Annotated in this window: 25 protein-coding genes; 13 read left to right on the top strand and 12 right to left on the bottom strand. The window is 71.9% G+C overall.

The genetic code is table 11. The features are described from left to right. Positions 1 to 94 precede the first annotated feature (94 nt). Complete coding sequence (locus tag AB0F52_RS27920) at positions 95 to 595, top strand: PaaI family thioesterase (protein ID WP_360177153.1); 501 nt, start codon at positions 95 to 97, stop codon at positions 593 to 595. On the opposite strand, the gene AB0F52_RS27915 is transcribed toward AB0F52_RS27920, so the two are convergent. Together AB0F52_RS27915 and AB0F52_RS27910 are read right to left on the bottom strand one after the other, a co-directional pair. Further along, a complete protein-coding gene (locus AB0F52_RS27915) occupies positions 585 to 914 on the bottom strand; it encodes a nuclear transport factor 2 family protein (protein ID WP_360177150.1) in 330 nt (109 codons plus the stop codon). The two genes, AB0F52_RS27920 and AB0F52_RS27915, sit on opposite strands and share 11 nt — an antisense overlap. Positions 915 to 965: 51 nt before the next feature. After that, positions 966 to 1,448 (bottom strand): MarR family transcriptional regulator, encoded by a 483-nt coding sequence (locus AB0F52_RS27910; protein WP_360177147.1) that lies wholly within the window; start codon positions 1,446 to 1,448, stop codon positions 966 to 968. Here AB0F52_RS27910 and AB0F52_RS27905 point away from each other — a divergent pair. Beyond that, positions 1,447 to 1,908 carry a pyridoxamine 5'-phosphate oxidase family protein gene (locus tag AB0F52_RS27905; protein ID WP_360177144.1) on the top strand — a complete coding sequence of 154 codons (462 nt, stop codon included), beginning with the start codon at positions 1,447 to 1,449 and terminating at the stop codon, positions 1,906 to 1,908. The genes AB0F52_RS27910 and AB0F52_RS27905 overlap by 2 nt on opposite strands. On the opposite strand, the gene AB0F52_RS27900 is transcribed toward AB0F52_RS27905, so the two are convergent. Then, the gene (locus AB0F52_RS27900) at positions 1,905 to 3,104 is read right to left on the bottom strand and encodes an ROK family protein (protein WP_360177141.1); all 1,200 of its coding nucleotides are present in this window, start codon (positions 3,102 to 3,104) and stop codon (positions 1,905 to 1,907) included. The two genes, AB0F52_RS27905 and AB0F52_RS27900, sit on opposite strands and share 4 nt — an antisense overlap. 100 nt (positions 3,105 to 3,204) lie before the next feature. Here AB0F52_RS27900 and AB0F52_RS27895 point away from each other — a divergent pair, with 100 nt between their 5' ends. Then, a complete protein-coding gene (locus AB0F52_RS27895; protein WP_360177138.1) occupies positions 3,205 to 3,945 on the top strand; it encodes a DUF427 domain-containing protein in 741 nt (246 codons plus the stop codon). A 4-nt stretch (positions 3,946 to 3,949) separates the two neighbouring features. Here the strand turns inward: AB0F52_RS27895 and AB0F52_RS27890 are convergent, their stop codons facing one another. After that, entirely contained in the window at positions 3,950 to 5,230 is a 1,281-nt protein-coding gene (locus AB0F52_RS27890; protein WP_360177135.1) for a carotenoid oxygenase family protein, read from the bottom strand. Further along, on the bottom strand, positions 5,227 to 5,787 hold the full coding sequence (locus tag AB0F52_RS27885) for a hypothetical protein (RefSeq protein ID WP_360177132.1): 561 nt from the start codon (positions 5,785 to 5,787) through the stop codon (positions 5,227 to 5,229). Before AB0F52_RS27885 ends, AB0F52_RS27890 begins: the two co-directional genes overlap by 4 nt. Positions 5,788 to 5,878: 91 nt before the next feature. Between AB0F52_RS27885 and AB0F52_RS27880 the strand changes: the two genes are divergently transcribed. After that, positions 5,879 to 6,391 (top strand): helix-turn-helix transcriptional regulator, encoded by a 513-nt coding sequence (locus AB0F52_RS27880; RefSeq protein ID WP_360177129.1) that lies wholly within the window; start codon positions 5,879 to 5,881, stop codon positions 6,389 to 6,391. On the opposite strand, the gene AB0F52_RS27875 is transcribed toward AB0F52_RS27880, so the two are convergent. Beyond that, positions 6,345 to 7,142, bottom strand: coding sequence for a hypothetical protein (locus tag AB0F52_RS27875; protein ID WP_360177126.1), 798 nt, complete (start codon positions 7,140 to 7,142; stop codon positions 6,345 to 6,347). The two genes, AB0F52_RS27880 and AB0F52_RS27875, sit on opposite strands and share 47 nt — an antisense overlap. A gap of 64 nt (positions 7,143 to 7,206) precedes the next feature. On the opposite strand from AB0F52_RS27875, the gene AB0F52_RS27870 reads away from it, so the two are divergent. The 4 genes from AB0F52_RS27870 to AB0F52_RS27855 all read left to right on the top strand — a co-directional run bounded on the left by AB0F52_RS27870 (position 7,207) and on the right by AB0F52_RS27855 (position 11,988). Beyond that, positions 7,207 to 7,758, top strand: a complete 552-nt coding sequence (locus AB0F52_RS27870; RefSeq protein ID WP_360177123.1) for a sigma-70 family RNA polymerase sigma factor — start codon at positions 7,207 to 7,209, stop codon at positions 7,756 to 7,758. Positions 7,759 to 7,922: 164 nt separating this feature from the next. Continuing rightward, on the top strand, positions 7,923 to 10,160 hold the full coding sequence (locus AB0F52_RS27865; RefSeq protein WP_360177120.1) for a molybdopterin cofactor-binding domain-containing protein: 2,238 nt from the start codon (positions 7,923 to 7,925) through the stop codon (positions 10,158 to 10,160). A 10-nt stretch (positions 10,161 to 10,170) separates the two neighbouring features. Further along, complete coding sequence (locus tag AB0F52_RS27860) at positions 10,171 to 10,629, top strand: (2Fe-2S)-binding protein (protein ID WP_013224858.1); 459 nt, start codon at positions 10,171 to 10,173, stop codon at positions 10,627 to 10,629. 135 nt (positions 10,630 to 10,764) lie between these two features. After that, positions 10,765 to 11,988 carry a helix-turn-helix domain-containing protein gene (locus tag AB0F52_RS27855; RefSeq protein WP_360177117.1) on the top strand — a complete coding sequence of 408 codons (1,224 nt, stop codon included), beginning with the start codon at positions 10,765 to 10,767 and terminating at the stop codon, positions 11,986 to 11,988. A 126-nt stretch (positions 11,989 to 12,114) separates the two neighbouring features. Here AB0F52_RS27855 and AB0F52_RS27850 read toward each other — a convergent pair whose 3' ends face one another. Genes AB0F52_RS27850 through AB0F52_RS27840 form a run of 3 tightly spaced genes read right to left on the bottom strand, consistent with a single transcriptional unit; the run spans position 12,115 to position 13,938 of the window. Next, entirely contained in the window at positions 12,115 to 12,390 is a 276-nt protein-coding gene (locus AB0F52_RS27850) for a cyclic-phosphate processing receiver domain-containing protein (RefSeq protein WP_360177114.1), read from the bottom strand. Further along, positions 12,387 to 13,256 (bottom strand): TIGR03564 family F420-dependent LLM class oxidoreductase, encoded by an 870-nt coding sequence (locus AB0F52_RS27845; RefSeq protein WP_360177111.1) that lies wholly within the window; start codon positions 13,254 to 13,256, stop codon positions 12,387 to 12,389. Before AB0F52_RS27845 ends, AB0F52_RS27850 begins: the two co-directional genes overlap by 4 nt. Positions 13,257 to 13,272: 16 nt before the next feature. Continuing rightward, positions 13,273 to 13,938, bottom strand: coding sequence for a helix-turn-helix domain-containing protein (locus tag AB0F52_RS27840; protein ID WP_360177108.1), 666 nt, complete (start codon positions 13,936 to 13,938; stop codon positions 13,273 to 13,275). Between the two features lie 143 nt (positions 13,939 to 14,081). Between AB0F52_RS27840 and AB0F52_RS27835 the strand changes: the two genes are divergently transcribed. Then, positions 14,082 to 14,969 carry an SDR family NAD(P)-dependent oxidoreductase gene (locus AB0F52_RS27835; RefSeq protein ID WP_360177105.1) on the top strand — a complete coding sequence of 296 codons (888 nt, stop codon included), beginning with the start codon at positions 14,082 to 14,084 and terminating at the stop codon, positions 14,967 to 14,969. 47 nt (positions 14,970 to 15,016) lie between these two features. On the opposite strand, the gene mgrA is transcribed toward AB0F52_RS27835, so the two are convergent. Next, a complete protein-coding gene (gene mgrA, locus AB0F52_RS27830; RefSeq protein WP_360177102.1) occupies positions 15,017 to 16,045 on the bottom strand; it encodes an L-glyceraldehyde 3-phosphate reductase in 1,029 nt (342 codons plus the stop codon). Between the two features lie 63 nt (positions 16,046 to 16,108). On the opposite strand from mgrA, the gene AB0F52_RS27825 reads away from it, so the two are divergent. Together AB0F52_RS27825 and AB0F52_RS27820 are read left to right on the top strand one after the other, a co-directional pair. Next, positions 16,109 to 16,990 carry a MoxR family ATPase gene (locus tag AB0F52_RS27825; protein ID WP_360177099.1) on the top strand — a complete coding sequence of 294 codons (882 nt, stop codon included), beginning with the start codon at positions 16,109 to 16,111 and terminating at the stop codon, positions 16,988 to 16,990. Beyond that, the gene (locus tag AB0F52_RS27820; protein ID WP_360177096.1) at positions 16,987 to 18,354 is read left to right on the top strand and encodes a VWA domain-containing protein; all 1,368 of its coding nucleotides are present in this window, start codon (positions 16,987 to 16,989) and stop codon (positions 18,352 to 18,354) included. The genes AB0F52_RS27825 and AB0F52_RS27820 overlap by 4 nt, the downstream gene beginning before the upstream one ends. Here the strand turns inward: AB0F52_RS27820 and add are convergent. Further along, the gene (gene add, locus AB0F52_RS27815; RefSeq protein WP_360177093.1) at positions 18,332 to 19,306 is read right to left on the bottom strand and encodes an adenosine deaminase; all 975 of its coding nucleotides are present in this window, start codon (positions 19,304 to 19,306) and stop codon (positions 18,332 to 18,334) included. The two genes, AB0F52_RS27820 and add, sit on opposite strands and share 23 nt — an antisense overlap. Positions 19,307 to 19,459: 153 nt before the next feature. Between add and AB0F52_RS27810 the strand changes: the two genes are divergently transcribed. Next, positions 19,460 to 19,684 (top strand): antitoxin, encoded by a 225-nt coding sequence (locus AB0F52_RS27810; protein WP_360177090.1) that lies wholly within the window; start codon positions 19,460 to 19,462, stop codon positions 19,682 to 19,684. Here the strand turns inward: AB0F52_RS27810 and recQ are convergent, their stop codons facing one another. Beyond that, positions 19,685 to 21,523, bottom strand: coding sequence for a DNA helicase RecQ (gene recQ, locus AB0F52_RS27805; RefSeq protein ID WP_360177087.1), 1,839 nt, complete (start codon positions 21,521 to 21,523; stop codon positions 19,685 to 19,687). Positions 21,524 to 21,591: 68 nt separating this feature from the next. Here recQ and AB0F52_RS27800 point away from each other — a divergent pair, with 68 nt between their 5' ends. Continuing rightward, entirely contained in the window at positions 21,592 to 22,020 is a 429-nt protein-coding gene (locus AB0F52_RS27800) for a DUF6314 family protein (RefSeq protein ID WP_360177084.1), read from the top strand. Positions 22,021 to 22,028: the final 8 nt, after the last annotated feature.

Below are 22,028 nucleotides of genomic sequence, written 5' to 3'. Positions count from 1 at the left end.
GGGTCACGCCGCGCTTGACGCCACCCGGTCCGGGAGCGACGCTGGTGTTAAGACAGTTGTCATAGTTTTCGAGTGTCGCAGTCGAGGAGCCGGGATGACCGACGTCGCCGCACAGGCCCGTTCGAAGACCATCACGTGGCAGGACCCCCTGGCGACGGCCCGGCTCGGTGCCACCATGTCCGGGTTCGACTACCTGACCGCCGTCGCCGAGGGGCGCGTCCCCGGCCCGCCGATCGCCGCGCACTTCGGGCTGCGCTGGGAGCACATCGGCCACGGCGAGGTCGTCGCGGTCGCCGAGCCGGACGAGTCGCTGTACAACCCGATCGGCATGGTCCACGGCGGCGTGGCGGCGACGATGCTGGATTCGGTGGTCGGTTGCGCGGTCCACACGACGCTGCCGGCCGGCGTCGGGTACGCGTCGGTGGAGCTGAAGGTGAGCTACCTGCGCGCGATCCACGCGGGCCGCGGCGAGATCCGGGCGACGGGCCGCGTGGTGAAGGAGGGGTCGCGGATCGCCTTCGCGGAGGGGGAGATCCGCGACGCCGAGGGCAAGCTGCTGGCCACGGCGTCGGGGACCTGCGCCATCACGCGCTGAGGGGCTGCTTGACGTCCCAGTGCTCGACGAGGAGACCGTCCTCGAGGCGCAGGACGTCGACGATGGCCGTGCCTGCCACGTGCAGGTGCACCATGACGAGGTCGTTCTCCGCGACGACGTGCTGGATCCGCGCGGTCGCGCCGGCCAGGGGCGAGTTCTTCACGGCGTCGGCGAACGCCTCGCGGCCGGAGGGCAGACCCGGGCTGTGGGTGACGAAATCGGGGTGCAGTGCCGCTTTCGCGGCGTCGAAGTCCTTGTGCACGAACAGGTTTTCCAGGCAGTCGACGACGATCCTGCGGTTCTCGGCGGTTTCGCTCATGCCGCCGATCGTCGGCCTTCCCGGCGGGGGTGTCGATTACGCCGGAGGTAATCAGCGTGGCGGCCGGACGCGGCGGGCGCGGATCGCGTCACCGCCGCCGAAGCGGCCGATGACCGCCGCCAGCAGCGCCCGCGCGTCGTCGACGCGTTCGGTGCCGTGCTCCGCGATCAGTTCCTCCTGGAGTTCCCGCCGCAGCACCCGCGTCGCTTCGACGGCGGCCAGCGCGTGTTCCGTCAGGTGCAGCAGTTTCGTGCGCGCGTCGGCGGGGCCGGGCTCACGGCGGACCAGTCCCCGGCGTTCGAGGTCGGCGACCGCTTTCGACGCCGCCTGCTGCGTCACGCCCATCCGCTCGGCCAGCGCGGTGATGGACAGCGGTGCGGCCAGGACGTGCTGGATCACGACGCCGTCGTTGAAGCGGAGCTCGCCGAAGCCCTGCCCGGCGAGCCGCCGCTGGATCTCGTCGGTCATCGCCCAGCCCGCGAAGAGCGCGGTCAGTGACAAGTCGAGGGTGTGGGCGCTAGGATGCACAACCATGGTTGTGGAATCTAGCAGAGTGCCGGCGGAACTGGCGGACGCGTTCGTGCGGGTGGCGCACCGGATCGTGTGGTGCACGTTGGTGACGGTCGACCGGCGGGGGAGACCGCGGTCCCGGGTCGTCCACCCGATCTGGGAGCGCACCCCGGAGGGCCTGGTCGGCCGGCTGTTCACCCGGCCGACGCCGTTGAAGCTCGCCCACCTGGCGGCGTCGCCGTATGTGTCGTGCTCCTACTGGGATCCGCAGCACGAGGTGGCGGTGGCGGAGTGCCGCGCGGAGTTCGAGGACGACGAGGAGACGCGCAAGGACCTGTGGGACCTGTTCGCGTCGACGCCCGAACCGCTCGGCTTCGACCCGAAGATCCTCGGCGGCGAGGACCACCGCGACCCGAAGATCACGGTGCTGCGTCTGACACCCTGGCGGCTGTCGACGGGCGGCGAAGCCTGGCGGGCGGCTTAGGCGGCACCCACCCGGCGGTCGAACACCAGCCCCTCGGCCGCCCGCAGGCCCACGCTGATCGCGCCGGTCAGCACCGCGTCCTCGCCCAGCTCACCCTGGACCACCTTCGGCACCAGTGGCGTGAACGCGCGCAGGGCGCGGTCGATCGGTTCCAGCAGCAGGTCCGCCGCCGCGCCCATGCCGCCGCCCAGGACGATCAGCTCCGGGTCGATCACCGCCGCCACCGAGGCCACCGTGTACGCCAGGCGGTCGGCTTCCGCCGCCAGTGCCTGGCGGGCCAGCTCGTCGCCTTCGCGGGCCAGGCGGAACACCTCACGGGCCGATTTCGCCGTGCCCAGCCCGAGTTCGCGGGCCCCCTGGACGACAGACTGGGCCGCCGTCGCCTCTTCGAGGTGCCCGCGCGCGGGCGGGGTGCCGGGCTCGTCGGCCGCGCGCGTGCGGCCGTACGGGAGGTAGCCGATCTCGCCCGCCGCGCCGGTCGCGCCGCGGAACACCCGGCCGTCGACCATCAGGCCCATGCCGACGCCGGTGCCGATCGTGATGCAGCCGAACACCGACGCCCCGCGCGCGGCGCCGCTCTCCCACTCGCCGACCGCGGTGAGGTTCGCGTCGTTCTCCACCATCAGGTCCGGGCCCAGCGCCGCTTCGAGGTCGTCGATCAGGCCCTGGCGGCCCCAGCCCGGCAGGTTCGGCGCGTGCCGGAAGCACCGCTTCTCCGGATCGGCGACGCCGGGGGAGCCGACCACGCGGACAACGATGTCGCCCGCCGCGAGGCCGGCCTCCGCGACCGCCGCGGCCGCGATCTTCCCGACCGCCGTCACCAGAGCCGCGCCGGACCGTGCCGTGTTGCGCTCGTCGCGGCGCGCCACGAGCGTCCGGCCGAGGTCCGACACCGCGACCCGCAGGTGCTCGCGGCCGATGTCGACCCCCAGCACGTACCCCGCGGTGGGGTCGGCTTCGTACAGCACGGCCGAGCGCCCGGTGCCGGTGGACGTCTGCCCGGTCGGCCGGGCCAGCCCGGCCGCCTCCAGCGCCAGCAGCGCCTGGCTGACCGTCGGCTTCGACAGGCCGGTGTCCTTCGCCACCTGCGGCCGGGTCGCCGGTCCGCCGCGGCGCAGCAGGTCCAGCACCGCCCGCTGGTTGATCTTGCGCATCCCGGCGGGGGTACCGACCGTGGGGATTTCTACGCCGGCCACCCGTGCCCGCTTCCTGTCGTCCTCGTGCTGCCTGCCACGCTAGCCGTCCAGCCCCGGAGCCCGCCGGAATACCCGTCCTTCGCGGCCCGTTGACCGGTACATGAGCACTCCGGGACGCGGCCGGGTCCGCGTGGCACAAGGCGCGAAGCGGGTACGGGTGTTCCTCGGCGGGCAGGTCGTCGCGGACACGGTGCACCCCCTCCTGGTGTGGGAAGTTCCGTACTACCCCACGTACTACATCCCGCGCGCGGACGTCGTGAGCGGTGTTCTCACCCCCTCCGGCCGGACGGCGCACTCGCCGAGCCGCGGAGAAGCTGTTCTGTCGACGATAAAGGGTGCCGGAGCCGAGGCGGTGGACGGCGCGCTGGAGTACCCGGATTCCCCGATCGAAGAGCTCCGCGGCCACGTCCGCTTCGAGTTCGGCGCGTTCGACTGGTTCGAAGAGGACGAACAGATCTTCACGCACCCGCGCGACCCCGGCGTCCGCGTCGACATCCTGCCGAGCTCGCGGCACGTCCGGATCGAGGTCGACGGCGTCACCGTCGCCGACACCGTCCGCCCGCACCTGCTGTTCGAGACCGGCCTGCCGACCCGCTACTACCTGCCCCGCGTGGACGTCCGGATGGACCTGCTGGAGAAGATCGACGTCGTGACGCACTGCCCGTACAAGGGCGCCGCCGACCACTTCGACGTCGCCGGGCACGAGGACCTCGCCTGGAGCTACCCGACGCCGCTGCCCGAGAGCACCCGCGTCGCCGGGCTGGTCGCGTTTCTCGACGAGAAGGTGGACGTCTACGTCGACGACGTCCGGCAGGAGCGCCCGAAGACCAAGTTCGCCTGAGCGTTCACGCGTCCGGCAGCCAGTTCCCGTGGAAGCCCGCGGGCACCCGCTGCGGGAGGTGGACGGTCGCCACGGGCGCCGCGGCGAGGTTCCCGGCGTCGAGCACGACGAGGTCGCTGCGATCCTCCGCCGCGTCGTGGACGTAGGTGAGCAGCCAGCCTTCGCCCTGCTCGGCGGGGACGAACACCGCTTCGCCGGGGGTGCGCCCCGGCGCGAAGACGTGCTCGGTGGCCGTGTCCGTGTGCAGGTCGTGGCGGCGCAGGACGTCGTGGCCGGTGACGTGCCCGAACCGCGCGTCGGACCCGGTGAGCCGGTCGTCGATGCGGGGGAACTCGCCCGGCCGGTCGTCGAGCCGGTCCTCGGTCACCGTGCCGGCCGCGAGGTCGATCGTCCAGCGCCACAGCGACGCCGGCGGGTCCTCGTGGCCGGCCCACCACTGGTGGTCGTAGCGCAGGACGTGCACGACGATCCGGCCGCACGCGCTGTCGAACGCGTTGAGCGTGTGGAAGACGTAGCAAGGCTCGATCGCCAGCCAGCGGACGCCGGCCTCGGGCCGGTCGCGGCGCAGCACGCCGAGCCGGGCGCCGTAGCCGGGGTCCCAGCGGTACGGCATGCCCCGGCCGACCGACGCCCGGTCGAACACCACCGGCAGGTCGTAGAACACGACGTGCTCCCCGGTGAGCGCGAAGTCGTGCATCATCGTCAGGCCGGGCACGTCGATCGGCTGTTTGACGACGAGCTTCCCGGCCGCGTCGGCGCGGTAGTAGCCCACGTGCGGGGCGGTGATGCTGCCGTAGCCGAAGAAGTGCAGCTCCCCGGTCACCGGGCAGATCTTCGGGTGCGCGGTCATCGCGTCGGCCAGTTCGCCGCCGAAGTCGTACACGCCCACGGTTTCGAGGTCCGTCGTGATCTCGTACGGCAGCGACGACTCGACGAGCGCGAGCGTGCGGCCGGCGTGGTTCACCACGTGCGTGTTCGCGACGCTGCTGTGCAGGTTCCGGGTGCCGTCTTCGTCGTACAGCTTGAGATCCGGGTCCGCGAAGCTCTCGGTGCGCACCCAGCGGTTGCGGTACCAGGCGGCGCGGCCGCGCTCGAGGCGGACGCCGTGGACCATGCCGTCGCCGGTGAACCAGTGCTTGCTGTCCCCGCGCGGGTTCGGGCCGTTGCGCAGGTACCAGCCGGTCAGCTCGGGCGGCAGGACGCCGGTGACCGGGAGGTCGAACGCGGTCAGCTCGTCGTGGACGGGCGCGTAGGCGCCGGTGAGGTGGAAGGCGGAGGTGGTCATGCGGCTTCCCGGGCGCGGGCGCGCACGATGCGCGGGTAGCGGATGGTGAAGGCGACCGGGACGGCGAAGCAGAGGACCTTGAGCGCGATCAGCGCGAAGGTGGCGTGCGGCGCGAAGTTCAGCAGGGCGATGCCCGCGATCCCGCCGACGGTGAAGCTCGCCGCCCACACCAGCGTGATGATCACGTTGACCCGCTTGAAGATCGGGTTGTCCCAGAGCGCCTCCGGGGTCGACGTGCGGGCGATGCCGAGGGTGAACGGCTTCCCGATGGCGAGCGAGCCCCAGGCGGTGAGCGCCAGCCACGCGTCGGTGAGCGCGCCGGTGTAGGTCTTCAGCGGGGACGCGGGGAAGCTGAACGCGACGGCGGTGAGCAGGGTGAAGAAGGCGAACCCGCTCCATTCGATGATCAGCGTGTCGGCCGTGCGGCCGTCGCGGCGGGCGAGCAGGAGCAGCGCGGCGGAGATCGCCAGGCCGGTCAGCCCCGACCAGCGCCAGTCGAACTGGGTCGCGACCACGGCGAACGCGATCCACGGCAGCAGGCTCTTCAGGTAGTTCACGACGAGTTCCCCTCCGACATTCCAACTCTGACAGGTCGAAGTTAGAACGTGTCGGTTGGACATGTCAATAGTGGAATGTCATCATGGCGGTATGAGCCTTCGACACGCGGTGCTGGGGATGCTGGCCGACGAGCCGGGAAGCGGCTACGACCTGCTGAAACGGTTCGAGCGGGCGATGGCCAACGTCTGGCCGGCGACGCAGAGCCAGCTTTACGGGGAGCTCGGCAAGCTGGAGGCCGCGGGCATGATCCACGTCGTCGCCGAGGGGCCGCGCGGGCGCAAGGAGTACGAGATCACCAAAGCCGGGCTCGGGGAGCTGCGGCACTGGCTGATCGAGTCCGAACCCACCGGGCCGCCACGCAGTGCCGCCCTGCTGCGGGTGTACTTCCTCGGTTCGGTCGCCCCGGAGCAGGCGCGCGGCTACCTGGCGGGGATGGGGGAGTCGGGGCGGGAGCGCGAGCGGTGGCTCGAGGAGCTGGAAACCACGATCGACTGGGGCGAGGACAACCAGTCACTGTACGGCCGGCTCGTCCTGGAGTGGGGCAAGCGCTTCTCGGTCATGCAGCGCGAGTGGGCGGAGTGGGCGGTGAAGCAGGTCGAGTGACCCGCGGGGTGCTCAGGCCGTGGGCCTGCCTCCGGAAGGGGCGGGGACGCGGCCGTCCCGCCGCCGGAGCGTCCACAGTGGACCCCGACGTCGTGGTGCCGTCGCCGGCCGTGGCCACCGGGAACGGGGTGCCCCGGTGCCGGTCGGCCCGGTGCACCGCGTAGAGCAACGCCAGGCCGAGCACCACGAGCACGTGCGTCGCCACCCGCGACACCGCGACCTGACCGGTGGCCAGATCGCCCACCGACAGCCCCAGCAGTACTCCGACGAACCCGGTCAGCAGGGGCAGCTGGCCGCCCGCCGTCTTCGGGCGCAGGGCCGCGGTCAGCAGCCCGATGCCCACCGCCAGGTTCCACGCGCCGCTCTCGTGGCCGAGGTGGACGAGGTGGCCGCCGTCGTGCGGTTGGGCGGTCCCGAGCAGCTGTGCGAACGCCAGCCCGAGCTGGGCGATCGCCACCACGGCCAGCGCGATCCGCCACCCCCAGCCCTCGCCGGAAGGAGCCGGCGTGCGCTCGAGGATCGCCGCGGTCAGGTCCGGCACCGGCGGGGCCGGGCGCAGCAGCATCGCGCGCCGCAGCCGTTCCGCGCCGGCGAACCACTCCCGGCACGCGGCGCAGGACGCGAGGTGCTCGTCGGGCGAAGCCGGCTCCCCCTCGCCGTCCAACCGCGCCGACAGGGCTTCACGGCATTCCTCGCACCTCATGGCCGAGTAGTCGGACGGCGGATCCGCGAAGTTCCCGTCACGGCCCACTCCGCCTTCCTCCCCGCCACCACCCTCGACGGAGGCGCTTCGCGCCGCTGTATGTTTCCGGATCATGACCCACCGTGAGGACGACGACCGCGTCACGGCCCTCGCCCTGTCCGCCGGCCGGGGCGATCGGCGCGCTCTCGAGGAGTGGGTCCGCGCCACCCAAGCCGACGTCTGGCGCTTCCTCGCCCACCTCACCGACGCCGCCGCGGCCGACGACCTGACGCAGGAGACCTACCTTCGCGCTTTCGGCAGCCTTCGCCGCTTCGCGGGCCGCTCGTCTTCGCGGACGTGGCTGCTGTCGATCGCGCGCCGCGTCGTCGTCGACCAGATCCGGGCCGCCGGCGCACGGCCCAAGATCGCCGCCACCGACTGGGAAGCCGCCGCCGAGCGCACCCCCGATCCCGCGGCCGGCTTCGAGGAGCTCGTCGAACTGCGCCTGCTGCTCGACGGCCTGGAACCGGACCGGCGCGAGGTGCTCGTCCTGACCCAGGTGCTCGGGCTGTCCTACGCCGAAGCGGCCGACGTCTGCGGCTGCCCGGTCGGCACCGTCCGCTCCCGCGTCGCCCGCGCCCGCGAGGACCTGATCCAGGCCCGGCGCGCCCGCGGGGCCGGCTGAACCAGCCCGCTGGGCCGTCCGGCGCTGTGGCGGCGCACACATTCGGGCGCCCGGACTGTCATCTCGTCACAGAGATGGGCGAACTCGACTACTCCGCGTTGACGACCGGCCCAGGGCTCCTTAGCGTGGCGCGCACCCCGCCACCTCCCAGCAAGGGATCCCCGATGGCCAGTCCCACCACCGAACAGCCCGAGCCCGGGCAGGTCGGCCGCCGCCGCTTCCTGACCTACCTGGTCGCCGCGCCCACGCTCACCGTCGCCACGAAGCTGACCGCCGACGCCGTCGCCCCGGCCAGCGCCGAAGCCGTCGTCCCCACGCTGCCGCAGCCGGCGGAGATCCTCGACCTCGGTGACGTCCTGACGCTCTCCTGCGTGCCGACCGCCGGGATGCTCGTCCTGGAGATCACCACCGGCGGCCGGGCGCGGCTGCAGCTGCCGCGCGCCGAGGTCGGCCAGGGCATCACGACGGCGACCGCCATGCTCGTCGCCGAAGAGCTGGACCTGCCGCTCGACCGCGTCGACGTCGTGCTGTCCGACGCCCGCACCGAGCTGCTGTTCAACCAGCTCACCGGCGGGTCCAACACGATGCGCTCGCTCTACGACCCGGTCCGCGCCACCGCGGCGACCGCGCGGGCGCGGATGGTCGCCGCGGCCGGGGCGCAGTGGGGCACCGACGCTTCGCGGCTGTCCACACGCGACGGTGCGGTGTGGGCACCCGACGGGCGCAGCGCCTCCTACGGCGTCCTCGCCGGGTCCGCTGCCCGCTCCGGCCTGAGCGTCGGCGCGATCCAGCCGAAGGCCGAGTCGGCGCACACGCTCGTCGGGACGCCGACCGCGCGCCAAGACGCCCGCGCGATGGTCACCGGCAAGCAGGTCTACACGCTCGACCTCGACGTCCCCGGCGCGAACCCGGTGATGGTGCGGCGCCCGCCGACCATCAACGGCACGGTCACCGAGGTCAACAACGAGGCTGCCGTCCGGGCCATGCCCGGGATCATCGACCTCGCCGTCGTGAAGACCGGCGTCGCGGTGATGGCCGAAACCTTCGGGCAGGCCCTCGACGGCAAGAACGCCCTCGACGTCACGTGGGGCCCGGGCACGGTCGACGGCGAGGACAACGAGACGATCAAGAAGAAGCTGCGGGCCGCCGCGCTGCCGTTCGTGGTGCCGCCGCTGCTGACCCAGTACGTCGACGGCGAGTTCGACTTCGCCTTCGCCAGCCACGCGCCGATGGAGTCGAACTCCGCGGTCGCCGACGTCCGCGAGGACAGCGCGACCATCTGGGCCGGGCTGAAGTCGCCGATCGTGGCGAAGCAAACCATCGCCCGGGAGCTCGGGCTGCCGGAGAACAAGGTCACCGTGCACGTCCAGCAGGGCGGCGGGTCGTTCGGGCGGCGGCTGTTCTTCGACGCCGCCCTCGAAGCCGCGCACATCTCGAAGGCGATGAAGAAGCCCGTCCGGCTGATGTGGAGCCGGATCGACGACATGCGCCACGGCCGCGGGCGCGCGGCGAGCTACCACCGGATCCGCGCCACCTTCGCGCTCGGGCAGGTGCTGACGTTCGAACACCGCGTCGCGAGCGTCGAAACCGACTGGAGCCACGGGCTCGGCGAAATCCTCACCGCGTTCGCGGCGAAGCTGCCCGTCGGCGGCAACCTCAGCTTCGCGCAGACGGTGTTCCTGCTGACCGTCAAGTCGCCGTACAACTTCGGCGTCACCACGCAGCTGCTCAACGAGGTGCCGCTGAAGTTCCACACCTCGGCGTGGCGGTCGGTCTACTCGGCGAACACCCGCGGCGCCGAAGAGATCATGGTCGACGAGATCGCGAAGAAGCTCGGCAAGGACCCGGTGGCCTTCCGCCGCGAGTTCATCAAGTCCGACCGCCAGCGCGCGGTGCTCGACAAGGTCGCCGAGCTCGGCGAGTGGGGCAAGAAGATGCCCGCCGGGTTCGCGCAGGGGATCGCGGTGCACGGCGAGTACAAGTCCTACACCGCCTGCTTGGTCGAGCTGGACGCGCGCGACCCGAAGCACCCGCGCGTCACGAAGGCGACCATCGCGGTCGACGTCGGCAAGCCGGTGAACCCGCGCGGGATCCAGGCGCAGATGCTCGGCGGCCTGACCGACGCGATTTCGACGACGCTCACCGCGGGCCTGCACATCGACAAGGGCCTGCCGCTGGAGGGCAGCTACTCGCAGTTCCACTACGCGCGGCAGAAGAACTCGCCGATGGACGTCCAGGTGCACGTCATGCCGGCCACCGGCGAGGACATCGGCGGGGCGGGCGAGCTGGGCGTGCCGGCGCCGGTCGGCGCGATCGCCAACGCCTACGCCCGGGCGACCGGGATCAAGCCTCGCAGCTTCCCGATCACCTTCCCGGTCGACTTCGACCCGTTCCCGCGCTGAGGAGAGCCCCATGCCGAACTACACCTTCGTGGTGAACGGGAAGACCGTCACCGTCGACGCGCCCGCCGACCTGCCGATGCTGTGGGCGCTGCGCGACAAGCTCAAGGTCCGCGGGCCGAAGTACGGCTGCGGCATCAACGTCTGCAAGGCCTGCACCAGCCACCTCGACGGCGAGGCGTTCAACCCCTGCGTCACGCCGGTGTCGGAGTGCGCCGGGCGCGAGGTCACCACGATCGAGGGGCTGGCCGACGGCGACGAGCTGCACCCGGTCCAGGAGGCCTGGCTGGAGCAGGACGTCGCGCAGTGCGGCTACTGCCAGCCCGGCCAGATCATGGCGGCCGTGGCGCTGCTGAAGAAGACGAAGAACCCGACGGACGCGGACATCGACGCCATCCAGAACGTGTGCCGCTGCGGCACCTACTTCCGGATCCGGGAGGCGATCAAGAGCGCGGCCGCGAAGCTGGCCTGACGCGAATGCGGAGGTTCCACAAAAGAACCTCCGCATTCGCGGTTGCTGTAGAAAGTTCACCCGGACGTGGCGGCCTCGTTCGGGTTAGCTGTCGGTCCCGGACCTCGACGAGGAGGCCGGGGACCGGAGGCCACCATGCACTACCAGGCGCTTCTGTCCGACGGCCGCGCGCCGCGCGTCGCCCTCCTCGCCACCGAGGTCGAGGCGGCGATGCCGGAACTCGTCGAAAGCACCGTGCGGCAGATCCGCGCCGAAATGCCGGTCTACGCCGACGCCCGGTTCGTCACGCACGCCGAGCTGCGGACCTCGGTGCGGGCCAACCTCGAGCACGTGATGCGGACCCTGCGCGGTTCGGACGTGCCGGACCTGTCCCAGGCCCGCGCGACCGGCCGCGCCCGGGCGTTGCAGGGCGCGCCGCTGCCGGAGCTGCTGCGGGCTTACCGGATCGGGCTCACCGAAGTCTGGCACCGGTTCGTCGAGCTGACCGCCCGGGCGCAGGACCTGGCCGGGCTGGTCGCCGCGACGAAGGCGATCTGGGCGCTGATCGACGACCTGGCCGAGGCCCTCACGACGTCCTACCGGGACACGACCGCGGAAGTCATGGTGGCGCACCAGAACCGGCGTTCGGCGCTGGTGGAGGCGCTGTTCGCGGGCGGCGCCGCGACCGAGGGCACGTTGTGGGACATCGCCCGCGTGCTCGACCTGTCCCTGGACGGCACGTTCGTCGTCGTCGCCGCGGAAACGCCGCGGCTGGGCCAGGAGCCGCTGCCGCAGGTCGAGGCGCGGTTGCGCGCGCTCCAGCACGCTTCGGCGTGGCGGCTCACGCCGGACCTGCAGGTCGGCGTCGTGTCCCTGCGCAACCCCGCGGCGGCTTCGGCGATCGTCGACCTGGTCCGCGAGCACCCGGTGGGCCGGGTCGGGATGAGCCCGGTGTTCACCGGCCTCGGCAACACCGCCCGCGCGCTGCACCTCGCGCGGGTGGCGCTGTCGAGCATGACGCCGGGGACGCCCGGGCTGGTGCAGTTCACCGAGTCGCCGCTGGCCGGTCTGGTGGCCAGCGCCCCGGAGGCCTCGGTGCAGCTGGCCCACCACGTGCTCCAGCCGGTGCTCGAGCTACCCGCCGACGATCGCAACGTGCTGCTGCTGACGCTGCGCGCGTGGTTCGACTGCCAGGGTTCGACGAAGCTGACGTCGGAGCGGATGTTCTGCCACCCCAACACGATCCGCCACCGCCTGAAGCGGATCACGGAGGAACTCGGCCGGTCGCTGACGAACCCGGCGGACATCGCCGAGCTGGGCGCGGCCCTGCGGGCGCTGAACCTCTTCCCGGAGGCGACCCACCTGCCGGCACCGCGCTAGTGTCGCGCGTCCGAGGTTCGTTGACAGTCTCCTGGCGGTGGCTGGTCCGATGCAGTGAATGACTCATTCATGTCGTCGGACGCCAGGAATGAGTCATTCACTGCAAACAACTCGCGACGCGCGACATTAGCGGACCCCGGGCCCGTACCGCCGCGCCATCCCGGTCAGCCACTCGCGGCCGACCGGGTTCGCCGTGTGGACGCGCACCTCGGCCGGCCAGCGGTCGTGCTCGCACAGCCAGAGCACCACCGGGCGGGTCGTGTCGTCGCCGCCGAGGTCGTGGTCCAGGGAGATCGCCGCGAAGTCGCCGTCGCCGAGCAGGGCGATCGCCTCCGCGCTCGTCTTCGCCCACGTCCAGCCGTCCGGGGCCGGGCGCAGGTCGTCGACCCAGAGGCGGTTCACGGGGCCAGCAGTTCGCGGGTGCGGGCCTGCTCTTCCGCCGAGCCGAACGGCATCACCAGCAGTTCCGTCGCGCCCGCGGCTTCGAGGGACTTCACCTGGCGACGCACGGTTTCCTCGTCGCCGACGAGCGCGCTGTCCGAGATCCGCTCGTGGCCGTCGCGGTCGAGGATCGCCCGGTACGCCGGGATGCCCGCCGCTCCGCCGTACGTCTCGTCCAGCCACCTGCGGCGTTCGTCCACTTCGGACGTCACGCAGATCAGCTGGCCGGACACCACCCGGGCCGGTCGCCCCAGGGCCGGCACCACGAACTCGCCGATCGCCCGCGGGCCCGCCCAGGTCGTGATCACGCCGTCGGCCAGCTCGCCGGCCAGCCGCGTCGACTGCGGGCTCACCGAACCGACCAGCACCGCGGGCAGCTCGGTACCGGGCGCGTTCACCGCGCCCGCGGCCGTCAGCGACTCGCCGTGGACGTCCGCCTTTTCGCCGCGCAGCAACGGGTGCAGCGCCTGGAGGTACTCGCGGAGATGACGGATCGGCCGGTCGTAGGAGTAGCCGAACTCGCCTTCCACGATGAACCGGTGGCTCAGCCCGAGACCGAGGTGGACGGGCACGCCGGCCGCCGCCTGGACGGTCAGTGCCTGCGCCGCCATGGTGATCGGGTGCCGCGAGTACGTCGGCACGACGCACGTGCCCAGCCCGACGCCGGGAGCGGCCGCGGCGAGCGCGGGCAGCGCCGTGAGCGCGTCCCAGCCGCCGCGCTGCGCGACCCACAGCGTGCCGTAGCCGAGCTTCGCCGCTTCGCGGGCTTGGGCCGTGATGGCGTCGAAGCCGACGCCGAGTTCGTCGATCAGGATTCCGGTGCGCACGAGGTCCTCCAGGGTTTCAGTAGGCGCGTTCGAGCTGTTTGCGGTCGAGCGCGACGGCTTCGGTGAACAGCGCCATTGCCCGCGGTGCCACGGCACGCAGCTGCCTCGTCGGCACGGCGAGCGGCTCGAAGGCGTGCGCGACCGTGTCGGCGAGCAGGGCCGGTTCGGGGGGCCGAGAGGCGCCGAGGAACCCGTGCAGCACGGCCGAGAAGGCGACGACGAGCTCACGAACCGGCCGGTCCGTCCGGAGGAGGTCGTTGGCGGCCAGCAGGTCCAGGTACTCGACGAAGGCTTCCCCGTGGCGGGGGTCGAGTTTGCCGTGCAGCTTCGGCAGCAGCTTGCCGAGTGTCTCGGTGTCGTCGGCGTACCCGGCCCGGAGCAGCGGACGCTTCAGCACGTTGGCGTACTGGATCTCCGTCAGCCGCGAAAGCCGCACGCTGAGCGGATCGGCCGCGATCGCCGCCACGAGCTCTTCGAGCACCCGGACCGACTCGCGGAGCAGGACGGCGAGGAACAGCTCTTCGCGGTTCTTCCAGTGCAGGTAGACGGTGCCCTTGCCGACGTCGGCCCGCTCGGCGACGTCCTCGATCGTCGTCCGCCGGTAGCCGGCCCGCAGGAGCAGTTCGGCAGCGGCGTCGAGGATGCGTTCGGCCCGTTCGGCGCGGTCTTCGGCGGGTGGCATGACGTCATCGTATGACCAAATACGAAATTTGGTCAAACGTTGAGGTTGCGAGTGATCGGCGTCACGGCCGCATGGGTGTCACGGGCGTCCGGCCGCCGCTGTCCTGTGGGCGATCGGATGTCACTGCGGAGAACGGAAACACCATGAGCAAGGTCTGGTTCGTCACGGGTTCGTCGCGCGGCTTGGGCCGCTGTTTCGTCGAGGCCGCCCTGTCCCGAGGCGACCGGGTGGCCGCCAGCGCGCGGTCCACGGAGAGCTTCGACGCGCTCGTCGCCACCTACGGCGACGCGGTGCTCCCGCTGGAACTGGACGTGACCGACAAAGCCGCGGTCTTCGAGAGCGTGAAGCGGGCCGCCGAGCACTTCGGGCGCCTGGACGTCGTCGTGAACAACGCCGGGTACGCGCAGATCGGCGCCATCGAGGAACTGACCGAGCCCGAACTGCGCGCCCAGCTGGAGACCAACGTGTTCGGCCCGGTGTGGGTCATCCAGGCCGCTCTGCCCGTCCTGCGCGAACAAGGCGCCGGGCACTTCATCCAGCTGTCGTCCGCCGCCGGGATCATCGCGATGCCGCTCGGCGGGGCCTACCAGGCGTCCAGGTGGGCGATCGAAGCCCTGAACGAAACCCTGGCCAAGGAGGTCGCGGACTTCGGCGTCAAGGTCACGATCATCGAGCCCGGCGGCTACGCCACCCGCGACGGCAAGAACCCGGATCCTCTCGCCAACGGCCACGTCGCCGAGACCACCCCGGTCTACGACGGACTCCGCCGCCGCCTCGCCGAGGTCGCCGGCAGGCAGCCGGCCGGGGATCCGGCCGCTGCCGCCCGGGCCCTGCTCAAGGTCGTCGACGCGGCCAACCCACCCCTTCGGGTGCTCTTCGGGAAGGGCTTCCACCCGATGGTCCAGCAGGCTTACGCGGACCGGCTCGCGACCTGGGCGGAGTGGCAGGACCTGTCGGCGGAGGCCCAAGGCGACGACGCCGAAACGGAGGCCCGCGGCGACGACGCCGAAACTGTCGGTGCGCACCGGTAAAGTGGATAACGGGGGGCGCCCCCGCGGGCACCCCCCGTCGGCTGAGCTCAGGAGTCGGACGAACGCTTCCAGAGGTTGATGTCCGCGTCGGTCGCGTGGCCGTCGATCTCGGTCAGCTCCTCGGACGAGAACTCGAGGTTGCCGAGCGCGCCGGCGTTGTCCTCCAGCTGCCGCACGCTGCTCGCGCCGATCAGCACCGACGTCACCCGGCTGTCGCGCAGCGCCCAGGCCAGGGCCAGCTGCGCCAGCGACTGCCCGCGGCGGCTCGCGATGTCGTTCAGCGCGCGGACCCGGCCCAGGCGGTTCTCGTCGAGGGTGTCCGGGTCGAGGGACTTGCCCTGCGCCGCGCGGGAGTCCGCCGGGACGCCCTTCAGGTACTTGTCCGTCAGCAGGCCTTGGGCGAGCGGCGAGAACGCGATGCAACCCGCGCCCGCCTCTTCGAGGGTGTCGAGGAGGCCGTCCTCCTCGATCCAGCGGTTGAGCATCGAGTACGACGGCTGGTGGATCAGCAGCGGCGTGCCGAGTTCCCGCAGGAGCCGCGCGGCCTCGGCCGTCCGCTCCGAGCTGTACGACGAGATCCCGACGTACAGCGCCTTCCCGGCGCGGACGGCGGCGTCGAGCGCCCCGACGGTCTCCTCCAGGGGCGTTTCGGGGTCGAAGCGGTGCGAGTAGAAGATGTCGACGTAGTCCAGGCCGAGCCGGCCGAGCGACTGGTCCAGGGAGGACAGCAGGTACTTGCGGGAGCCCCACTCGCCGTACGGGCCGGGCCACATGTCATAGCCGGCCTTGGTGGAGATCACCAGCTCGTCGCGGTACGGCCGGAAGTCCGTGGCCAGCAGCCGCCCGAAGTTCTCCTCCGCCGAGCCGTACGGCGGACCGTAGTTGTTGGCCAGGTCGAAGTGGGTGATGCCCAGGTCGAAGGCGCGGCGGGTGATCGCGCGCTGGGGTTCCAGGGGCCGGTCGTGGCCGAAGTTGTGCCACAGCCCGAGCGAGATCGCGGGCAGCTTGAGCCCGGAACGCCCGCAGCGCCGGTAGGGGATCGAGTCGTATCGGCCGGAAGCGGCAACGTAGGTCACGCGGCCGATGCTAGCCCGCTCTTCCGGTACGCTCCGGGTGAGCAACCGCTTAGGAGGCACGTGGTGGGCACCGGATTCTTCACCTCCGTCGACGACGTGTCGGCCCGGCTGGCCGAGGCGGGCTACCTGGCGTCCACGGCGGTGGCGACCACCGTGTTCCTCGCCGACCGGCTCGGCAAGCCGCTGCTGGTCGAGGGCCCTGCCGGTGTCGGCAAGACCGAGCTCGCCAAGGCGGTCGCCCAGGTCAGCGGCTCGCGGCTGGTGCGCCTGCAGTGCTACGAGGGCATCGACGAGGCCCGCGCGCTGTACGAGTGGAACCACGCGAAGCAGCTGCTGCGGATCACCGCCGGCCGCGACGAGACGTGGGAGGCCGCGCGCACCGACATCTTCGGCGAGGAGTTCCTGCTGCGCCGCCCGCTGCTGACGGCGATCTCCTCGGACGAGCCGACCGTGCTGCTGATCGACGAGACCGACAAGGCCGACATGGAGGTCGAGGGCCTGCTGCTGGAGGTGCTCGGCGACTTCCAGGTCACCGTGCCCGAACTCGGCACGATCACCGCCACGCGCGCGCCGTTCGCCGTGCTGACGTCCAACGCGACGCGCGAGCTGTCCGAGGCGCTGCGCCGCCGGTGCCTGTTCCTGCACATCGACTTCCCGGACGAGGACCTCGAACGCGACATCGTCCGGCTCAAGGTCCCGGGGATCGACGCCGCCCTCGCCGATTCCGTCGTCCGGGTGATCGCCGCGCTGCGCGCGATGGACCTGCGCAAGCTGCCGTCGGTCGCGGAGACGATCGACTGGGCGCGCACCCTGCTCGCGCTCGGGGCGTCGACGCTGGACGAGCGGGTCGTGCGCGAGAGCCTCGGCGTCGTGCTCAAGCACCAGGACGACATCGCCAAGGCGGGCGCCGGCCTGAAGCTCGAACAGGTCCTGGACGCGTCGTGACCGGCGGCGTGCCGGAGCGGCTCGCCGCGTTCGTCAAGGCGCTGCGCGCCCAGGGCATCCCGGCCGGTCCCGCCGAGACGGTCGACGCCGCCGCGGCGCTGGAGGTGCTCGGCCTCGACGACCGGGCACTGGTGCGCGAGGGCCTGGCCGCGGCGCTGGTCCGGCGCGGCGGGCAGCGCGCGGTCTTCGACGCCGCCTTCGACCTCTACTTCCCGGCGGGGATCGGCACCCCCGAGCGGGCCCGCGAAGAGCGGCCGTCGACGCTGGAGGAACTGCGGGAAGAGCTGGCCGCCGCGCTCGCCGACGGTGACCAGCAGGCGTTGTCCCAGCTCGCCGGCCTCGCCGTCGACATGCTGGGCCAGTACGGCTCGGCGTCGGGCCCGGGCGGCGGCTTTTCGGCCCACCAGACCCTGGAGCGGCTCCAGCCGCAGACGCTGATCGCCCGGGTGCTGGCCGCGGTCCGCGGCGGTGGCGCGCGCGGCGAGTTCACCGACCGGCTCGACCGCGACGAGATCCGCCGCCGCGTCGAGGGCTTCCGCGGGCAGGTCCGCACGGAGGCGCGGCGCCGCGCGGCCGAGATCCGCGGCCGCGAACGCGTCGCCAAGCACGCCATCGCGCCGTCGCCCGACCGGGTCGACTTCCTCATCGCCAGCCGCACCCAGCTCGCGGAGCTGCGGCGCACCATCCAGCCGTTGTCCCGCAAGCTGGCGACGCGCCTGGCCGCCCGCCGCAAGCGGACCACGCGCGGGCAGATCGATCTGCGGCGCACGCTGCGCCGGTCGCTCTCGACCGGTGGCGTGCCGCTGCGGCCGGCCTACCGCCACCGGCGGCCCGGACGACCGGAAATCGTGTTGCTGTGCGATCTTTCCGGCTCGGTGGCGGGGTTCGCGAACTTCACCATGCTGCTGGTGCAGGCGCTGCGCGACCAGTTCGGCAAGATCCGCGTGTTCGCCTTCGTCGACAGCGCCGACGAGGTCACCCACCTGGTCACCAGCGGCGCGGCCGACCCCGAACACCTGGGCGCGCGCATGCTGTCCGAAGCGGCGCTGGTGCGTTGGGACGGCCACAGCGACTACGGCGGCTCCCTGCGCCAGTTCACCGAGAACTGGCTGGACGCGATCGGCCCGCGGACGTCGGTGCTGATCCTCGGCGACGCCCGCACCAACGGTGGCGACCCCAACCTCGACGCGGTCCGCGCCATCAAGTCCCGCGCCCGGCACGTCTACTGGCTCAACCCGGAACGGCGGTCGCTGTGGTCCACCGGGGACTCGGCGGCGCTGGAGTACGCCGAGGTCGTGGCGATGCACGAGTGCCGCACGGTGCACCAGCTCGGCACGCTGGTCACCCGCCTGCTGCCGGTGTGAGCCAAGCGTCGATGCCGCGCAGGATGGCCGTTTTGGTCGCTTCGGACGCGAAGGACGCCGTGACGCTCGCACGGGCGAAGTCCGCCATCGTCGTGTCGTCGTAGCCGAACGCCCGTTGCACCCGGGCGTACTCCTCGGCCAGGCCGGCGCCGGTGACCGAGGGGACGTCGGTGTTGAGCGTGACCGTCAGGCCCGCGTCGAGCAGGCGGGGGAGCGGGTGTTCGGGCAGCGACGGCACCAGCCCCAGCGTCACGTTCGACGACGGGCACACCTCCAGGGCCAGGCCGCGCTCACGCACTTCCGCGACCAGCGAAGGGTCGTCGAGGACGCGGATGCCGTGGCCGAGGCGTTCGGTGCGGCCCACTTCGATGGCTTCGCGGATGCTGGCGGGTCCGGCGTCTTCGCCAGTGTGGTGCAGCAGGTGGATGCCGGCCGCGCGAGCCTTCTCGAAGAGTGTCGCGAAGGGCCGCAGTGAGTGGTTTTCCTCGCCGGCCATGCCGATCGCGAAGACGTCGTCGTACTTCAACGCGAGGTCGAGGGTGCGCTCGGCCCGCTCGACCGAGCGGCGCCGGGAGTGGTCGAGCAGCAGCCGCCACGCCAGGTCGGTGCTCTGCGACAGTCCTTTGAGGACGGATGCGAGAGGCATCTCGAGATCGCCCAAGCGTTCCCCGTGCGAGGCCGCGGTGAAGGTGATTTCGGCGTAGCGCGTGCCCTGGGCGGCTTCGTCCTCACAGTACTCGCGCGCGATGCGTTCGAAGTCTTCCGGCCGCCGGAGGCAGGACCGGATCAGCGCGTTGTAGTCGGCGAAGGCGCGGAAGCCGTCGAACACCGGCGGCTCGCCCGGGACGTCGACCCCGTTCGCCTCGCCCAGCTCGCGGAGCGTGGCGGGGCGGATCGTGCTCTCCAGGTGGACGTGCAGGTGAGCCTTCGGCAGGGCGGCCAGGTCGCGCATGATCGCGAGCCTAGGGCCGCGCGGCGGCGGTCCGCGCGGCCTTTTCCGGCGCCGCCCGCGGCGGGCCCAGGTTTTGGCCCTCGTCACACGGGGAACCTCCGGGTGGTTCGTCCGCGTTGTCAGGATGACCGCAACCGACGAGGGAGGGCCACCGTGCCTCTGATGAAGAAGCTGACCATGCTGGCCGGCGCCGCCGGTGCGGCTCGCGCTTATGCCAAGAAGAACCCCGAAAAGGTGAACCAGGCCGTCGGCAAGGCCGCGAAGTTCGTCGACGACAAGACCAAGGGCAAGTACCACCAGCAGATCGCCGGCGCGGTCCGCAAGGTCAACTCGGTGACCGGGCAGCCGGGCCACCCCGGGCCGGCTACCGGCCGGTGATCACCCGGCGGTCAGGACCTCCAAGAGCCCCTCGCCGTACTTGGCGAGCTTGTTCTCCCCGACGCCGCTGACCGTGCCCAGATCCGCCAGTGACGCCGGCCGTTGCGTGGCGATCTGGCGCAGGGTCGCGTCGTGGAAGACGACGTAGGCGGGCACGCCCTGTTCCTTGGCGGTGGCGGCCCGCCAGGCCCGCAGGCGTTCGAACAGCGGGGCCGCCTCCGCGGGCATCTCCACGACCGCGGCGGCGGCCTTCTTGGCGCTGCGGACCTTCGCGGCGGGCGCCCGCTCGGGTTCGCGCCGCAGCAGCACCTGGCGATCGCCGCCCAGCACCTCCGCGCTCGTCTCGGTGAGCACGAGCGAGCCGTAGTCGCCTTCGACGGCGAGCAGGCCTTGGGCTAGCAGCTGCCGCACCACCGCGCGCCATTCCGGCTCGCGCAGCTCGGTGCCGATGCCGAACGTCTTGAGCGTGTCGTGCTGGAACTGCGTGACCTTGGGCGTGGACTTGCCGAGCAGGATGTCGATGACCTGGCCGGCGCCGAACTTCTGGCGCCGCTCGTTGCGCAGCCGCACGACGGTCGACAGCAGCTTCTGCGCCGGGATCGTGCCGTCCCACTTCTCCGGCGGGTTCAGGCACGTGTCGCAGTTGCCGCACGGGCCGGCCGGCTGACCGAAGTAGTTGAGGATCTGCACGCGGCGGCACTCGACCGTCTCGCACAGCGCGAGCATGGCGTTCAGGTGCGCACCCAGCCGCCGCCGGTGTGCCTCGTCACCCTCGGACGTGTCGATCATCTTGCGCTGCTGGACGACGTCCTGCAGCCCGTACGCGAGCCAGGCGGTGGACGGCAGGCCGTCGCGGCCCGCGCGGCCGGTTTCCTGGTAGTAGCCCTCGACCGACTTCGGCAGGTCGAGGTGCGCGACGAACCGGACGTCCGGTTTGTCGATGCCCATCCCGAACGCGATCGTCGCGACCACGATCAGCCCGTCCTCGCGCAGGAACCGCGACTGGTGCTTCGCGCGGGTGCGCGCGTCGAGCCCCGCGTGGTAGGGCACCGCCGGAATCCCGTTCTGCACCAGGAACTCCGCGGTCTTCTCCACCGAGTTCCGGGACAGGCAGTAGACGATTCCCGCGTCACCCGGGTGCTCGGTGCGCAGCAGCTCCAGCAGCTGCCGCTGCGGCGAGTTCTTGCCGACGATCCGGTACTGGATGTTCGGCCGGTCGAAGCTCGCGACGAAGTGCCGGGCCTCGCCGAGGTTCAGCCGGGCGGCGATCTCCTTGTGCGTGGCCTCGGTCGCGGTCGCCGTCAGCGCGATCCGCGGTACGTCCGGCCACCGCTCGTGCAGGGCCGAGAGCTGGAGGTAGTCGGGCCGGAAGTCGTGGCCCCACTGGGCGACGCAGTGCGCTTCGTCGATCGCGAACAGCGAGATCTTGCCGCGGTCGAGCAGCCGCACGGTGGATTCCACCGAAAGCCGTTCGGGCGCCAGGTAGAGCAGGTCGAGCTCGCCGTTCAGGAACGCCGACTCCACCTCCTGCCGCGCCGCGTAGTCCTGGGTGGAGTTGAGGAAACCGGCGCGGACGCCGGCGTTGCGCAGCGCGTCGACCTGGTCCTGCATCAACGCGATCAGCGGCGAGACCACCACGCCCACGCCGGGCCGCACGAGCGCGGGAATCTGGTAGCACAACGACTTCCCGCCGCCGGTGGGCATCAGCACGAGCGCGTCGCCGCCGGCGATCACGTGCTCGACGATCGCCGCCTGGTCGCCGCGGAAGCTGTCGTAGCCGAACACGCGCCGGAGGGTCTCCAGCGCGTCGGACGCGGGTGCGAGGTCGGTCTCTGCCACCCGCCCGACTATAGAGCGGGGGTCCGACAGTTCCGGCCCGCCCCGCCGCGGGGTGCCAGAATGGGGGCGTGCAGTACTGGCCGGTTCCCGATCTCGCCGCGTATTTCGGCGGCGCCTGGCGCCTGGACCGGGAAATCCGCACCGCGGACGGCGACCCGGCGGGCGAGGTGACCGGGACCGCCACCTTCACCGAGGCCGGCGGCGTCCTCGTCTACCACGAGGAGGGCGAGCTGCGGCTGGGCGGTCACACCGGGCCGGTCACCCGGACCCTGCACTACCGCCCGGCGGGCCCCGGCCGGGCGTCGGTCCACTTCGACCACGGCGGCTTCTTCCACGACCTCGACCTGCGCGAAGGCCACTGGACGGCGGACCACCCCTGCGGAGCCGACCGCTACCGCGGGGAATACCGCGTGACCGGCGCCGCCCGCTGGCGGCAGGAGTGGGCGGTGCGGGGGCCGGCGAAGGACCACGTCATCGTCAGCCGGTTCACCCGTTAGGCATGCCC

This window comes from Amycolatopsis sp. NPDC024027 (assembly GCF_040638975.1).
GTDB lineage: Bacteria > Actinomycetota > Actinomycetes > Mycobacteriales > Pseudonocardiaceae > Amycolatopsis.
Note: the sequence above shows the minus strand (reverse complement) of the source record. Positions and strands in the feature narration are given on the sequence as shown.

What these genes read in the sequence shown, in the direction of transcription:
- AB0F52_RS27920 (WP_360177153.1), top strand. Translation starts at nt 95, where the DNA reads ATGACCGACGTCGCCGCACAGGCCCGTTCGAAGACCATCACGTGGCAG.
- AB0F52_RS27915 (WP_360177150.1), bottom strand. Translation starts at nt 914, where the DNA reads ATGAGCGAAACCGCCGAGAACCGCAGGATCGTCGTCGACTGCCTGGAA.
- AB0F52_RS27905 (WP_360177144.1), top strand. Translation starts at nt 1,447, where the DNA reads ATGGTTGTGGAATCTAGCAGAGTGCCGGCGGAACTGGCGGACGCGTTC.
- AB0F52_RS27910 (WP_360177147.1), bottom strand. Translation starts at nt 1,448, where the DNA reads ATGGTTGTGCATCCTAGCGCCCACACCCTCGACTTGTCACTGACCGCG.
- AB0F52_RS27895 (WP_360177138.1), top strand. Translation starts at nt 3,205, where the DNA reads ATGAGCACTCCGGGACGCGGCCGGGTCCGCGTGGCACAAGGCGCGAAG.
- AB0F52_RS27890 (WP_360177135.1), bottom strand. Translation starts at nt 5,230, where the DNA reads ATGACCACCTCCGCCTTCCACCTCACCGGCGCCTACGCGCCCGTCCAC.
- AB0F52_RS27880 (WP_360177129.1), top strand. Translation starts at nt 5,879, where the DNA reads ATGAGCCTTCGACACGCGGTGCTGGGGATGCTGGCCGACGAGCCGGGA.
- AB0F52_RS27870 (WP_360177123.1), top strand. Translation starts at nt 7,207, where the DNA reads ATGACCCACCGTGAGGACGACGACCGCGTCACGGCCCTCGCCCTGTCC.
- AB0F52_RS27865 (WP_360177120.1), top strand. Translation starts at nt 7,923, where the DNA reads ATGGCCAGTCCCACCACCGAACAGCCCGAGCCCGGGCAGGTCGGCCGC.
- AB0F52_RS27860 (WP_013224858.1), top strand. Translation starts at nt 10,171, where the DNA reads ATGCCGAACTACACCTTCGTGGTGAACGGGAAGACCGTCACCGTCGAC.
- AB0F52_RS27855 (WP_360177117.1), top strand. Translation starts at nt 10,765, where the DNA reads ATGCACTACCAGGCGCTTCTGTCCGACGGCCGCGCGCCGCGCGTCGCC.
- AB0F52_RS27840 (WP_360177108.1), bottom strand. Translation starts at nt 13,938, where the DNA reads ATGCCACCCGCCGAAGACCGCGCCGAACGGGCCGAACGCATCCTCGAC.
- AB0F52_RS27835 (WP_360177105.1), top strand. Translation starts at nt 14,082, where the DNA reads ATGAGCAAGGTCTGGTTCGTCACGGGTTCGTCGCGCGGCTTGGGCCGC.
- add (WP_360177093.1), bottom strand. Translation starts at nt 19,306, where the DNA reads ATGCGCGACCTGGCCGCCCTGCCGAAGGCTCACCTGCACGTCCACCTG.